Origin of the sequence: Vibrio sp. Sgm 5, assembly GCF_026241575.1 — a bacterium.
GTDB classification, from domain to species: domain Bacteria; phylum Pseudomonadota; class Gammaproteobacteria; order Enterobacterales; family Vibrionaceae; genus Vibrio; species Vibrio jasicida.
Genome location: NZ_JAPHPY010000006.1, coordinates 47,060 through 61,347, shown reverse-complemented (window position 1 = coordinate 61,347; position 14,288 = coordinate 47,060). Strand labels below are relative to the sequence as shown.

At 42.7% G+C, this 14,288-nt stretch carries 14 protein-coding genes; 6 read left to right on the top strand and 8 right to left on the bottom strand.

What is annotated here, in order from left to right; all coding sequences use genetic code 11:
- Nucleotides 1-46: 46 nt before the first annotated feature.
- Nucleotides 47-589 carry a hydrolase gene (locus OQJ86_RS05095; protein ID WP_265986899.1) on the bottom strand — a complete coding sequence of 181 codons (543 nt, stop codon included), beginning with the start codon at nucleotides 587-589 and terminating at the stop codon, nucleotides 47-49.
- A 117-nt stretch (nucleotides 590-706) separates the two neighbouring features.
- On the bottom strand, nucleotides 707-1,567 hold the full coding sequence (locus OQJ86_RS05090; protein ID WP_265986897.1) for a LysR family transcriptional regulator: 861 nt from the start codon (nucleotides 1,565-1,567) through the stop codon (nucleotides 707-709).
- 114 nt (nucleotides 1,568-1,681) lie between these two features.
- Between OQJ86_RS05090 and OQJ86_RS05085 the strand changes: the two genes are divergently transcribed.
- The 3 genes from OQJ86_RS05085 to OQJ86_RS05075 all read left to right on the top strand — a co-directional run bounded on the left by OQJ86_RS05085 (nucleotide 1,682) and on the right by OQJ86_RS05075 (nucleotide 4,995).
- Nucleotides 1,682-2,746, top strand: coding sequence for an HlyD family secretion protein (locus OQJ86_RS05085; RefSeq protein WP_265986895.1), 1,065 nt, complete (start codon nucleotides 1,682-1,684; stop codon nucleotides 2,744-2,746).
- A gap of 9 nt (nucleotides 2,747-2,755) precedes the next feature.
- The gene (locus OQJ86_RS05080; RefSeq protein ID WP_265986893.1) at nucleotides 2,756-3,775 is read left to right on the top strand and encodes a DUF2955 domain-containing protein; all 1,020 of its coding nucleotides are present in this window, start codon (nucleotides 2,756-2,758) and stop codon (nucleotides 3,773-3,775) included.
- Nucleotides 3,776-4,491: 716 nt separating this feature from the next.
- A complete protein-coding gene (locus OQJ86_RS05075) occupies nucleotides 4,492-4,995 on the top strand; it encodes an ankyrin repeat domain-containing protein (protein WP_265986892.1) in 504 nt (167 codons plus the stop codon).
- Between the two features lie 94 nt (nucleotides 4,996-5,089).
- Here the strand turns inward: OQJ86_RS05075 and OQJ86_RS05070 are convergent, their stop codons facing one another.
- The 4 genes from OQJ86_RS05070 to OQJ86_RS05055 form a co-directional block, all read right to left on the bottom strand.
- Nucleotides 5,090-6,118: a methionine synthase gene (locus OQJ86_RS05070; RefSeq protein WP_063344533.1), complete on the bottom strand. Its 1,029-nt coding sequence runs from the start codon at nucleotides 6,116-6,118 to the stop codon at nucleotides 5,090-5,092.
- Nucleotides 6,119-6,148: 30 nt separating this feature from the next.
- Nucleotides 6,149-7,123 carry a DUF1852 domain-containing protein gene (locus OQJ86_RS05065; RefSeq protein WP_265986891.1) on the bottom strand — a complete coding sequence of 325 codons (975 nt, stop codon included), beginning with the start codon at nucleotides 7,121-7,123 and terminating at the stop codon, nucleotides 6,149-6,151.
- A gap of 613 nt (nucleotides 7,124-7,736) precedes the next feature.
- A complete protein-coding gene (locus OQJ86_RS05060) occupies nucleotides 7,737-7,874 on the bottom strand; it encodes a class IIb bacteriocin, lactobin A/cerein 7B family (protein ID WP_265986890.1) in 138 nt (45 codons plus the stop codon).
- 13 nt (nucleotides 7,875-7,887) lie between these two features.
- Entirely contained in the window at nucleotides 7,888-8,022 is a 135-nt protein-coding gene (locus tag OQJ86_RS05055) for a class IIb bacteriocin, lactobin A/cerein 7B family (RefSeq protein ID WP_212582279.1), read from the bottom strand.
- A 415-nt stretch (nucleotides 8,023-8,437) separates the two neighbouring features.
- Between OQJ86_RS05055 and OQJ86_RS05050 the strand changes: the two genes are divergently transcribed.
- The 3 genes from OQJ86_RS05050 to OQJ86_RS05040 all read left to right on the top strand — a co-directional run bounded on the left by OQJ86_RS05050 (nucleotide 8,438) and on the right by OQJ86_RS05040 (nucleotide 12,642).
- On the top strand, nucleotides 8,438-9,673 hold the full coding sequence (locus tag OQJ86_RS05050; RefSeq protein ID WP_265986888.1) for an HlyD family secretion protein: 1,236 nt from the start codon (nucleotides 8,438-8,440) through the stop codon (nucleotides 9,671-9,673).
- 2 nt (nucleotides 9,674-9,675) lie between these two features.
- Complete coding sequence (locus OQJ86_RS05045; RefSeq protein ID WP_265986886.1) at nucleotides 9,676-11,802, top strand: peptidase domain-containing ABC transporter; 2,127 nt, start codon at nucleotides 9,676-9,678, stop codon at nucleotides 11,800-11,802.
- Between the two features lie 225 nt (nucleotides 11,803-12,027).
- Nucleotides 12,028-12,642, top strand: a complete 615-nt coding sequence (locus OQJ86_RS05040; protein WP_265986884.1) for a PolC-type DNA polymerase III — start codon at nucleotides 12,028-12,030, stop codon at nucleotides 12,640-12,642.
- A 66-nt stretch (nucleotides 12,643-12,708) separates the two neighbouring features.
- Here OQJ86_RS05040 and OQJ86_RS05035 read toward each other — a convergent pair whose 3' ends face one another.
- Entirely contained in the window at nucleotides 12,709-13,137 is a 429-nt protein-coding gene (locus tag OQJ86_RS05035) for a CesT family type III secretion system chaperone (RefSeq protein ID WP_265986882.1), read from the bottom strand.
- On the bottom strand, nucleotides 13,137-14,120 hold the full coding sequence (locus OQJ86_RS05030) for a YopT-type cysteine protease domain-containing protein (RefSeq protein WP_265986880.1): 984 nt from the start codon (nucleotides 14,118-14,120) through the stop codon (nucleotides 13,137-13,139). Before OQJ86_RS05030 ends, OQJ86_RS05035 begins: the two co-directional genes overlap by 1 nt.
- Nucleotides 14,121-14,288: the final 168 nt, after the last annotated feature.

Sequence of the window (14,288 nt, the reverse complement as noted above, 5' to 3'; positions counted from 1 at the left end):
CTGCCATTGTTTCACCGTAGCAATTGTCTGCTACTGCTATTGTTTACTATTTGAAGAGTCCTAAGATCTCTTTAAACTCTGGTGCTCGGCAATCTTCTACCATTTCATACAAACACATTTCTACGCCTGTTAGGCCAACGCCATTCGCAGTCAGTTTTGCAAGCGCGAGCGCTTTGTTGGCTGGCGTTCGAGAAGAAACGCAATCCGTCACCAGTTCCACTTTGTAACCCATTTGACGCAGCGACACCGCGGTTTGATACACACAAATGTGCGCTTCGATACCACAAACCAACCAAGTATCGACTTTGGCGTGTTCTACCGCGAGTTTGAATGTCGGTTCTTTGCAACCATCAAAGGTATGCTTTGCAATCGCCAAGTGCTCTTTCGCTAACACTTCACGAATCGGTTCTACCGTCGGGCCTAATCGGTCTGGGTTTTGCTCAAGCCAAACAATAGGGAGCTTGAGAGCCTTTGCGCCCTTGACTAACTTAGTCGTACTTTCAATCAGCGCTTCGCTTTCGTGCATTAGCGTTGCCAACTTACCTTGCACATCGACAACAATCAGACCCGTGGAATTTTTCGATAACATTCTCATCTCCTATGAGCCGCTTGAAGGTGAATATACTCAAGCGTTTGAATAAAGAGAATGTACCAGAACTGCCGCCTATTCTGATGAGCAAATTCGCAAAGTTATTGTCCGCTCACGCTATTGGAATTTTTCCCGAAACAGTTCGATTAACACTTTTACCTTGTTGGGCAAAAACAGATTGGATGGATAAATCAGAGTCAGGTGCTGCTTAGGATGCGTAAACTCTGGCAGCACTTCCACCAGCATGCCGTCTTCCAATGCAGGCTTGGAGTGCACTTGAGGGATAAAGGCGATGCCGTTGCCTGCGATCGCCATAGAACGAAGTAAATTCAAATCGTCGGATTTCAATGCCACATGCAATTCAGAGTCGAGTAAATCCGCGTTGTAACGGTTGGTGAGCAAACGATGGTGCTTTAAATCTTCCATGGTTTTTAATGGTGAATGCGCCTCTAGGTAGGCTTTAGACGCCACAAAATGGCTGCGATAAGGCAATAAGCTGAACTGAACATAGCTGTCGTCCGAGACTTTCGCTACGCTCGGTAAAAGCTGAAGATCAAACGCTTGTCGCTTAAGATCGACACTCTCTTGGTGGTTCTCAATCTCTACCGACATCTCAGGGTAACGGGTCGTATATTCGTTAATGATCGAATTAAACGCCGCCGAGCTCATCAATGCAGAGGGAATCGCAACACGCACTTTACCCGTCAACTCTTGTTGGTATTCATGCATCACATTCAAACCTTGTTGAATGTGCTCTATGGGTTGCCCCACCAGCTCAAACAGACGCTTGCCGTGCTCGGTCAACTCAATGGTTCGCGTGGTTCGAATCAGCAATTGGCAGCCCAACGCTTTCTCTAATTCTTGCAAACGTCGGCTCACTTTAGAGCGTTGTAACTGGTTCGCCTCTGCCGCAGCACTGATACCACCGTGCACGACGGTTTGGCTAAACAGGTGAAGATCATCAAAACTAACGTTCATTGTCCTACTTTTAGGTCATTCATGTGCTTATTGTCATTCTACTTAATTGTGACCAAGTTCTCTATAATCGCCTGTCTAATTTGCTTGCGAGCACCATAAATTCAGGTATCTATTATGACGGCAGATCATAAATTCAAACACTGGATGCGAACACTTATTGTCCTGTTCATTGTACTATTTTTCTACATCATCATTGCGGATCGACACGCGCCAATCACGACCGAAGGGCGAGTCCAAGGTTACGTGGTGCAAGTTGCACCAGAAGTGTCTGGCAAAGTGACCGATGTGCTGATTGCCAACAACCAGTCTGTACGCAAAGGCGATGTGCTGTTCACCATTGATGCTCGTAAATACAAAATCGCCCTTGAACAAGCGCAGCTATCACTGCAATCCGCTTACGAAAAAGAAGCAACACTGTATTCGCAGCGGGAAGCTGCACTGGCAAACATTGCTCGTGCTCAAGCGACTTACAACAACGCGCACAGTGAGTACTCACGTCTACAAAAGTTGTCGAAGCAAAAAGTCATTTCTCAATCCAACTTAGACAGTGCCTACGCACAAAACCAAGTGTCACGAGCTGCGCTCAAAGCAGAACAACAAAACTTGAAAGTGATTGAAGCACAACTTGGGGACAAAAAAGGCCAAAGCACCGCAGTACGCATTGCTCAAAATGGCATTGAGAAAGCTCAACTCGATCTAACTAATACCGCAGTTCTTGCTCCAAGTGACGGCGTAGTAACTAACCTGCAATTGGAAGTCGGTACCATGGCAAACGCCAACATGCCATTGCTTACCTTTGTACCAACCGGATCAATGTGGGTTGCTGCGGATTTTCGTGAGAAATCGGTAGCGGGCGTCGACAACAGTTACCACGCCATGGTTGCGTTTGATGCTAACCCAGGTTCGGTTTATGACTTCGACCTATCTAGCCGAGATTACGGCGTGGCCGCTGCTCAGCAAACCCCAAATGGCGCACTGACCAAAGTCGAAGTGAACAACCGTTGGGTACGTGATGCACAGCGCACTCGCGTGAACCTGACCAGCGAAGAAGCACTGCCTTCCTCTCTGTTCGTTGGTTCTCGTGCCACCATCGTGCTTTACCCAGACAACAGTCCGTTTTGGGCGTTGATGGCACAAGTTCAAATCTACCTTGCTAGCTGGTTCCACTTTATCTACTAGGCGGCTGCGATGAAAACCTTACGTATTTGGTTTGGCTGCTCAATGGGTTTGGCGTTGAGCATGATCTTTGGTTGGTCTTACGGTTTCTTTGCCGTCATGCTGCCACTGTTTGTACTCGGTCGTATGGACCACTTTAGTCTGCCACTCGTCTTGATGGTGTTGTTCTCGGCGGTTTGGACCACGGTTCAAGCCACCTTTATTCTCGAATACTTACAGTTCCACCCCACACTGATGTTCGCGGCGGTGGGCATTATGATGCTGTTTAAATGCATCGCAATGATGAACCCCAAAACCTATCTGTTTGGCTACATGGGGTTATTGGTTGGCTCGATCGTACTGAACTTCGCGAGCTACGATTTCATGGATATCGAGGAGTTCAACGTCAACCTTTGGGTGATCTCGTTCAGCAATATCTTTGTCTGTGCCCTCGCCTATTGGCTATTCCCAGAGCCAGAATCGAAGATCTTACAAACAAAAATGACTACGCCAGTAAAAAGCGATATCGACTACATCAGCCAAGTAGCAATGGGCTGGGTGGTAGCAATGGCGGCGTTTTTGGTGTTCCAAATAGGTGATTTGTACGACTCACTTTCGGCGCAGGCGTCGATCCTCATCATCCTAACGCCAATGACATTGGCAGGCTCAATGGCCATGGCGAAAATCCGCATCATCGGTACAGCGCTGGGTTGTATCGCGGGTATGGCGGTGCAGTTAATCTTGGGCAGTTGGTTTGGTCATGGACTGTTGTTCTGGCTGGCGTTTACCATCGCTATGGGGCCATTCTGTTTGTGGCTAACGAAAGGACAAGTCAAAGCCGCCATTGCTTTCTCGGCGATGTCTGCCCTGTCTGTTCCACTGACCACGTCATTGGTGCCTGAGCAGAAAGACGCGTTCTTCTCCATCTTGTACCGATTCAGTTCGATATTCGTAGCGGTAATGCTTACCGCAATGGTGATGTGGGTAGTACACCACTGGATTCGCGTGATGTTATTGAAGCATCCTGAGATGAAGAATGTGGAATTGAATTAACGGGAAACGGGAAACGAAGTATGCCGCTCACCTTGCTGTGAGCGGCATTTTTATTTAGAACCGGTCACCCTGAACGGCGAGTAACGAAGTGATTTAGGATCTACCCAAAGAGTGCTATTAAGTCCTGAGGTTATCGCCATTTTCCAAGCGAGTTGTTAGCAGATTCCTAGTCTCGTTTAGACTCGCTGGAATGACCCAACTTTGGATACAGACCAAATATAAAAATATCGCGAGCAACGTATCTACCAACGTCCGTCACCCTGAACGACGAGGAACGAGTGATTTAGGATCTACCCAAAGAGTGCTATTAAGTCCTGAGGTTATCGCCATTTTCCAAGCGAGTTGTTAGCAGATTCCTAGTCTCGTCTAGACTCGCTGGAATGACCCTGTCTTGTATACAAACCAAATAGTTGGCTATGTGAGTAACGTATCTCCCAACGCTTGTCATCCTGAAAAACGAGCGACGAGCATGATTCAGGATCTACCCGCAAAGTGCTGTGGAGGTTTGCAAACTACTGTACTTTTCAATGCGTGCTTTTCGCCTTACGATGTGTGATGAGATTACAACCCCTGTGAAACGATAACTCTATTAATTTCAACATTTTTACAAGCTCTTCGCATGATGGCAGAAGCGTCCTTCTCCCTTATTTACTTGTCGCCTCAATCCGACTAAAAATCCATCCATTCACCACAAAACTCAAACTCTGGGCGTAACTATGCTAAAAAAGTTAACTGCAATTTTGGCTGTTTCCGTTGCCACGATTACTCTCTTCACGAGCTCAGTTGATGATGAAAGACTTGTGCTCTGTGCTTTAGGTAGCAATATTGTCCTCTTCAATGACAGCGCCTGCTTAACCTATATCGAGACCTTCAACCTGAGTGAAAGCTATATTGATTCAATCAACTCTGAGCTTGGCATTATGACGATATTGAACTCAGATCATGAGAATAAGTTCAAAGTCGCCAATGTGCTGCTACAACAAGGGGCAGATATCAACAGCATCAACACCCTAGACGGACTTTCTCTTCCACCTTTACACAGTGCCGTTTTATCTGACGATTATGAGTCGTTTCTATACCTCATTGATCATGGAGCAAGCGTTGAAACTCTGAGCTCGCAAACTAGCGAAAGCTTGTATGACTTCACGGACAGGCTGATTAAGCAAAATCCGACACCAGCGAGAGCCAACATGTTGGAATTTCTTAAAAGAATGATTTAGAAAAGCTTGTCATTAATACAGAAAAACCAAGAGCCGAGCTCTTGGTTTTGTTTATCTAGGGGTTGATAACTGAATATTGAGTATCGCTAAATACTCAACCCGCCAACTCCTTACGAATGATCTCTGCGCCTGCGCTGAGTGCATTTAGCTTCGCAGTTGAAACTTCGCGAGATAGAGGCGCCATGCCGCAGTTGGTGCATGGGTAAAGTTTGTCGGCATCGACGTACTTAAGTGCTTCGCGCAGTGTTTCTGCAACCTCTTCTGGTGTTTCAATCTCGTTGGTTGCTACATCAATTGCGCCAACCATCACCTTCTTGCCTCGGATAAGTTCAAGTAGTTCGATAGGTACACGCGAGTTATGACACTCAAGCGAAATAATATCGATGTTGGATTTTCGCAGCTTAGGGAATACCTCTTCGTATTGTCGCCACTCAGTGCCCAATGTTTTCTTCCAATCCGTATTGGCTTTGATGCCGTAGCCATAGCAGATATGTACTGCGGTTTCGCATTTTAGCCCTTCGATAGCACGCTCTAGACAGGCAATGCCCCACTCGTTCACATCATCAAAGAACACATTAAATGCGGGCTCATCAAATTGGATAATGTCTACGCCTGCCGCTTCAAGCTCTTTGGCTTCTTGGTTAAGAATCTTTGCGAATTCCCAAGCCAGCTTTTCACGGCTACCGTAGTGATCATCATACAGCGTATCGATCATCGTCATTGGCCCCGGTAGGGCCCACTTGATCGGTTGTTTGGTTTGCTGACGCAAGAACTTCGCATCTTCGACAAACACAGGTTTGGTTCGGCTTACTGGGCCAACAACCGTCGGTACACTCGCGTCATAGCGATTACGAATGGTCACCGTTTTGCGGTTCTCAAAGTCTACGCCGCTAAGATGTTCGATAAACGTCGTCACAAAGTGTTGGCGAGTTTGTTCACCGTCACTGACAATATCGACCCCTGCCAGTTCTTGCTCTTGCAAAGAGACACGCAGCGCATCGCGTTTGCCATCAATTAGCTCGTCGCCTTGCAGTTTCCACGGAGACCAAAGCGTCTCTGGTTGAGCCAGCCAAGAAGGCTTAGGTAAGCTGCCCGCCGTTGAAGTCGGTAATAGTGTTTTCATCGTCATTCCCTTCTAGATTCTCGTTTTTGATTACGCGTAATTTGCAGACCATTGCTCAAGGATCGCTTGATAAGGTTTGATGAAGTGCTCCTCAGCAAACTTCCCTTGCTCTTTCGCAAGCTGGCTGCGCTCTTCGCGGTCGTAAACGATTTGGGTTAACGAGTGATCGAGATTCTTTAAGTTCGGTTGGTAACACTGGCCGGCTACCGCATTCGCGTTGTAAATCTCTGGGCGATAAATCTTTTGGAACGTCTCCATGGTACTGATGGTGCTGATCAGCTCTAGATTCGAGTAGTCATTCAACAAGTCACCGAAGAAATAAAACGCCAACGGAGCGACACTGTTTGGCGGCATAAAGTAGCGCACCTGTAAGCCCATCTTTTTGAAGTACTGCTCGGTCAATGACGATTCGTTTGGCTGGTATTCAAAACCCAACACTGGATGCTGGTTGTCAGTACGGCGGTAAACCTTGTTGTCCGACACACTCAAGCAAATCACTGGCGGCTTATGGAAATGTTGTTGGTACGATTCCGATTTCACGAACGCTTTAAACAGCTTACCGTGCAACTCACCAAAATCAGCAGGGATGCTAAATTGAGGCTGGTCTTTGTTGTGGTCTAGCAGCAGAACGCTAAAGTCGTAATCGCGCACATAAGAAGAGAAGTTGTTACCGACAATGCCTTCGATACGTTCATTAGTTTTGCGGTCAATAATGTTGGTTTTAAGCACTTCGATAGAAGGGAACGCTTCACCACTGCCTTGAATATCCATATCCACAGAGATGATTTCCAACTCGACGCTGTAACGATCGCCATTCGGGTTATCCCAATGTGCCAAGGCGTTAAAACGATTGTCGATCATGCGCAGTGCATTACGAAGGTTATTTTGGCGGCTGTCACCACGAGCTAGGTTGGCAAAGTTGGTGGTGATTCGCGTGCTGTCTGATGGTTGGTAGTTCTCATCAAAACGGATGCTTTTAATAGCAAAGTTGAAATCGTTATTCATGGTGAGTTGGTATCCTATTTCCTTAGATAAACGCTGACTGATTCCTAACTCTGTTCTTGGGGATGGTTGTGTTTTTTGCTTTTCCCAATCGTCGGTGTATGCAGCGTTTACTTCGAAAATTCAGTTCAAAAACAGCTGTCACAGTGCCTAACACCAGAGCAGTCTGTTTTTTATACTTGCTTCGTTACTTGAATAACATTGGTAATACTTCACGTTGAACATGAAGGAATTTCATGGTTTGAAGAGCGTTATGATAGGAAGCTGAATTCCACAATAATACAGAATCTGACTACAAGACAAGATAGCTCGGTTTGTGTTAATTGAGACATGAAGAACTACATTAGGGAATAAGCTAAGTTCTTAAAATAGAGCATTTTGAATGCTTAATATGTACCTATTACTTTCTTGTGCATTTTGTAACCCCCTGTTTTTAATCGCATCGTACGCCAAAAAAGTCCGGCAGTGCTTAACTGAAAACAACTGCCGGGTTAAAATTTAAAAAGAATAAAAGAACTTTTACCTAAATGTTCATTACATAAATAGAAGCGCCCAGTACCGAACCTACAATAAATGCAAGAACTTTGACAGAATCACTTAAAGTCATGGTGCCCCCTTATTTCATAGCCCAATGTATAGCACTAGCAAGACCGACGCCAAAACCTGTTCCTGCGACAAAATAGCCAACGACAGCAACTGCTGGAGCAATACCGCCATTCACTTCCTTTACTTCATCAAACGTTAGCTCTTTCATAATATCATCTCCTTTATTTCAGCATGTTATAAATGGAAGTATACAAACCAGCACCAAATGCAGCACCACCGCTAAATGCAGCAAGAGCTAAAGCGGGAGCAATACCTCCGCTCACCTTTTGAGTTTCTTGAAAGCTTAATTCCTTCATTGTTAATCTCCTTGTCATACATGGTTACGCCTAAGGCTGAGTCGCAACATTTTAGATACACAAAGCTCAAAGGTAAGACAACCTTCGAACTCAGAAGCATTAAGCTCCTAGAACATGTCACGCATCTTACAAATTACACAAGCGCATACAAATATCCAACATATAAGCAACGCAATGTGATAGAAAGTCACAAAACCATAAGCAGGACAAATAACCAAAGGATTATAGTTTTGATATTAATGTTTTTTTTGTTAACGTCTATTTGCCATAAATAAATTAAAATACAATAATTAAATTTATCAATAATATTATTAGCTCTCACCCCAAATAAATTATCAGTAAGAATATTATTGTTATGTTGAGTGTTCTTCATATAAAAACCAAGTTATTCAAATTGATGAAGAGAGAATTTACAATGTTTCGCAAAGAAGTTATAGATTCACAAAAAAATAGATTACTAGGAGAAATCACTCTTGCACAACCATTTTCTATACATATAACTATTGGTGTTGTTTTTCTGTTTTTTGGAATTCTAGTTGCTTTTCTAACAACCTCTAACTATGCAAGAAAAGAGACTGTCAAAGGTTATTTAGTTCCAAACACTGGTGTAATAAAAATATACCCTAACCGAGTTAGAGTACTAGATTCTCTATACGTTAGTGAGGGAGCAGTCGTAAAAAAAGGTGATGTCATCGCTAAAGTAGTTCTAAAGCGCCCTCAGCTAAATGGAGAAGATTTAAGTGAAAGTGTTATTTCCATTCTAAATAAGCAAAAAGGACTACTAGAGAGAGATTTGCTAGAAACTAACTATCTTATAGAAAAAGAATTAGAAGCTCTTGAACAAAAAGTAAAAGATTTAAACCTATCAATTAGTAGTGCCGAAAGAAAAATACAGTTACTTTCTAAAAAGAAAACCATAAAAACTAGTGAATACGAACGTTTCGAGCGTCTATCTAAGAATAGCTTTGTTTCGAAAATCGATCTACAACGACGAGAACAAGAAATTTTATTAGTTGAAGAAGCGTTAGAAAATGCAAATTCTACAAAAATTTCCTTACAAACTAATCTTAATGAAACCAAACATATAATTAGAAAAAAACCACATGAAAAAAAACTAAAATCAACTCAAATATTGATGAAAACTGCAGAGATCCAACGTCTAATCGATGAAGCGGAAAATAATTATTCTTTCAATATTTTAGCTGTTGATTCAGGAATTATTACAGCCATAGCTTCAAAGGAAGGTGAATTACTAACCCAAACAAGACCCCTATTAAGTGTTATTCCAAAAGATGCGGAGTTAGTAGCTGAGTTATTTTTTCCGACAAGATCATCTGGTTTTGTCAAAAAGAATGATCAAGCTAGGTTAAGGTTTGATGCTTGTCCTTATCAGCGCTTTGGTTTTGTTGAAAGTACAGTGACAATAGTCGATAAATCCTTATTATTCGACGGGGAGGTTAATTCTCCATTTCCATTAAACGAACCTGTATATCGTGTACAGACAAAACTTAAATCTCAGTCAATTAATGCTTATGGGGAAAACTTTCCTTTGAAAGCAGGAATGCTAATCGAGGCGGATATTATCTTAGATAAACGCTCACTTTTTCAGTGGCTGTTTGAACCCATCTATAGTCTGAAAGGAAGAATTTGATAATGTCTGAACCTTTAAAGCTTCTGGAGTTTTCTGGTGCTTATAAAACTCCTGTTATTTTACAGAATGAGATTGCTGAATGTGGTTTAGCATGTTTGGCGATGATATCTAGTTATCATAATCGTAAACTTGATATTGCGTCCTTGAGAAAGATGCATACGACAAGTCTATCAGGGATGAACCTCCAACAAATGATATTGCTGGGAAGTAAGCTAAATTTAGCCAGTCGAGCTTTAAAGTGCCCATTAGAAGATATAAAAAAGTTAACTTTACCTTGTATATTACACTGGGACTTGAATCACTTTGTTGTACTCACAAAAGTAGATAGAAAAGGTATCTACATTAATGACCCAGCTTTGGGGAGAAAAAGATTTACAATTGATGAGTTTAGTGCTCACTATACTGGAATTGCATTAGAACTTACACCGACAAAAAATTTTCAACGAACTGATAATCGAGATAGAATGAAGCTGTCTCAGTTGTGGACAAAAATTGTTGGCTTCAAGTCCAGTTTAATATCGCTCATAGTTATCTCTTTAATATTACAAGTTATAGCTTTAGTTAATCCATATTATATGCAGCTTGTAGTTGATAAGGTTTTATTAAGTCAAGATTTTCCATTGCTGCTTGTCCTAGCTATTGGTTTTAGTTTATTAGTTTTTGTAAAAGTAATTTCAACAGCTGTTAGAAGTTACTTGGTGTTAAGACTTTCAAGTATGTTAAACATGCAAATGGGTGTTAACCTTTTACATCACCTATTGCGTTTACCTATGAATTATTTTGAAAAACGCCATGTTGGTGACGTTGTATCACGTTTTGGGTCTTTGGGTTATATAAGAGAAAGATTAACGACCGGCGTTACAGAGACAATTGTAGATGGCCTTATGTCTATTATTGTACTATTCGTCATGTTAGTTTATTCCTTCAAGCTGACTTCTTTTGTTCTAATTGCAGTTTTTCTTTATATCGTTACTCGTTTTTCTCTTTATTCAACCTTGCGCCGAAATACTGATGAAATGATACAGTCTTCAGCTAAAGAGCAAAGTAATTTTTTGGAAACAGTGAGGGGTATTCAAACTATAAAATTACATACTAGTGAGCATAAGCGCCAAAACTTGTGGCAGAACTACTATGCAGACCTGTTAAACTCCGAGATCAAACTAGGTAAACTTGATATAACTTTTAAAATAGCCAACAATATTATTTTTGGAATAGAAAAAATTATAGTTATATATTTTTCTGCAACACTTGTCATGGAGAACACGTTAACTATTGGTATGGTTTTAGCGTTTATCGCTTATAAAGAGCAGTTTACGGATCACATAATAAAATTAGTTGAGCAAATGATTGATTTCCGCATGATGAGACTCCACTTAGATCGTATTTCTGACATAGCCTTATCCAAAGTTGAAAAAAACCTTGATTCTCAATTTTCGATTAATGACTTAAAGGGTACGTTGACCTTAGAAAAGGTTAGTTTTCGTTATTCCGAAGATCAACCTTGGATTTTTAAGTCTTGTAATTTATCTATACAGTCAGGTGAATCAATAGCCATAGTGGGAGAATCTGGTTGTGGCAAAAGTACATTAGTCAAGTTAATGTTAGGCTTATTAGAACCGACGGAAGGTAGAGTGCTTGTAGATGGTAAAGACATCAAACATATCGGTATGAATGAGTATAGAAAACAAGTTGCTGCAGTAATGCAAAACGATACTCTTTTATCTGGTACTGTATTAGATAATATTACGTTTTTTGACACATTCCCCGACCTAAAAAAGGCACAGGAGTCTGCAATTACAGCATCCATAGATAAAGATATAACCTCAATGCCAATGTCCTATGGTTCTTTTGTCGGAGATATGGGAAATCAATTTTCTGGAGGTCAGATACAACGATTATTACTTGCTAGAGCTTTGTATAAAAAACCTAAAATACTTTTCATGGATGAAGCAACTAGTCACCTGGATGTAAAAAACGAACTAGACATTGGAGATAATATAAAAAAAATGTCAATGACTAGAGTAATAATTGCACATCGTTTAGAGACAATAAAACAAGCTGAACGTGTTGTTTACATTGATAACAACAAACTTGAAGAGGATATAAATCGTTTTGTATTAGACCTTTAATTTCGAATAGGTCCTTAGATAAATTCAAACACTTTTTCCAACTGACAAGTTATTGGTAACAAATATTGAGCCAATTTAACTTGATATTAACAAAGATGAGAACAATATAGTTTTTAAGCTTTATGACTTATTAGACACGTGTGCTAGCGGGCTTATACAGCCTCCTTCCCTTTTCCCACACTTTCAACGATACTCTTGCGCCTTATTGTTCAGTTGGAAAACTTCATGCCTCAAGCTAACTCCGTTGTCGTACTCGACTTTGAAACCACAGGTCTGTCTCCGAATATGGGTGATCGCGCGATTGAAATTGGTGCGGTTAAGATCGTAGATGGTGAGGTGGTCGATAGTTTTCAGCAACTTATGAATCCTGGCTTTCGTGTGAGCTCATTTATTGAGGGCTACACAGGTATAACCAATAACATGCTGCGCACAGCACCAAGTTGCGATGAAGTGATGGCATCGTTCAGTGAATTTATTGCGGGTGAGAATCTTATCGCGCACAACGCGTCGTTCGATAAGCGATTTCTGGATGCAGAGTTAGAGCGAATCGACTGCGGTTATTCTGGCGAGTTCGCGTGTTCTTTATTGGTAGCACGACGCCTGATTCAAGACGCATCGTCACACAAGCTGGGTGAGTTGGTTCGTTATAAGAACATCGAAAACGACGGTGTATTCCACCGCGCGTTAGCCGATGCCCAGGTAACGGCAAAGCTGTGGTTGCTGATGGTGGAAGAGCTTGAGCAATCGGGCATTGCCACGCCAAGCTTTAAGTTTATGCAGACGGTAAGTAAAACAGCGAAAGGAAAAGTGGATCAGCTACTGGCTAAAAGCCGCGCTTAAACCACAAACAAGTAACGCCCAATCATGCGGGCGTTACTTATGCCCTGTGAATTTAGATTCTAGGGTTTACACCGAGATCATATGAGGTCGGATATTGGTTAGCTCTGCGCTTGCTGGCGTTGGCGCTACACCAGAAATCGCCGCCTGCTTTTCAACAAGATCTTGAATAAAGCACTCTGTCCACGCCTCTAACGCTGCGACATTCAGCATCGCCATCGGTTGTTGCGACCATAAAACAGCGCTGTTTTCTTGATGCGATACAACGTGCGCAGGCCAGTATTCACCAAAGATATTGCTCTTCGCCAGCTGCTCCGATATCGGGTTTGCCTCACCAAGTTCTGCATACAGTACCATCCACTCTTCATTCTGATGCGTGAAATGAAGTTGATACTTTTGGTCAATCAACAGGCTATAGATACCATCTTGCGCGGTTGGGTTCTCTAGGCCGTTCTTTTCGAAAAAGTGTTTAACTAGGTGATCGAATGTGGTTGTCATTAGTGGTTAGCCTCCAAGTTGACGATGCTGAATTCTCCCGATAAGCCGAATTTCGGTAAGTCGTAGCCTGATTTGTGCCAGAAATCCTGAACAAACCAGCTGGTGAAGTCTTCCTTGCTTGGGAAAGAAAACTCACCGAAGTTCGGGTCAAAGAAGGTCACTTTTTCCCCATCAACCGCGGCGGCAACGGCGTGCGCATTACTTGGGCCTTCGAGGCCAATCTTCTTCAATAGTGATGTTTTAGGGCCGTTATCAACGATTTTCGCCGCAAGTTCTGCTGCACCATTTCGGCCACGACTTGTTTGCCCATGCACACGTGATAAAGCACCAAGCTCTCGGTAAGGCGATTCAATGTTGTTGCTTCTTAGCCAACCTTCTGTGATCGCTTCTTGGTCATAACCCACCATGCCATCGGTTTGCAGTTGCGCGACAGACTGCATTGTCTCTTTGTTCAGCTTACCTTTGTCGCTTGCCGTTCCTGATTGAAATAGCTGTTCGCCAAGGTTAGAGCCTTCTGCTCGTGCCTTCATCCAATGAGCGCTCAGTGCTTCACAACATCCGCCAGAGGTGTTGGTGTCTTTTAGGATGGCGTTTTTGATGCTGCCCGTTACCTGAGAGACTTGCATGGTCACTTCGCCGTTGTGTTTTGCTGCTGAGTTACGCAATGAAGCGGTTTTAGTGCTGACCAGCGCGTGCAAAATACGGTCGCCCAGCGTTTGTACCGCTGTTTTGAAGTTTTGTAGCTTTGAGCGAGGCTCTGCGCTTTGTTCCGGTGTCGCGCTTTGCAGAGAAAACGAACTGATCGGTGCTGGGTTTGCGGTAGCACCGCTATTCATCTGTTGCAGCATCAAGTTGCGAATGGCATCTGGCGTCATTTGCGTGCTTGCACTCAAACCACCAAGTTGAACTTGGTTTTGTGGTTGGCTGACTGGCGCAGTGATGATTGGTCGACTGATAGGAGAGATATTAGTAATACCTTGCATAACTACCTGCTTTCTTTGTTTGTTTTTGTATGCAGCAAGGTTAACCAAAGCAATGAAGGCGGGCTGTTAGCCATGGTCGTTGTTTTGTTGATTTGATCAGAGTACTTCTTTAAAGAGATTTGGGGCGAGTGTATTTATGAGGCACAGAAATCGTTGAGGTGGCTCTGT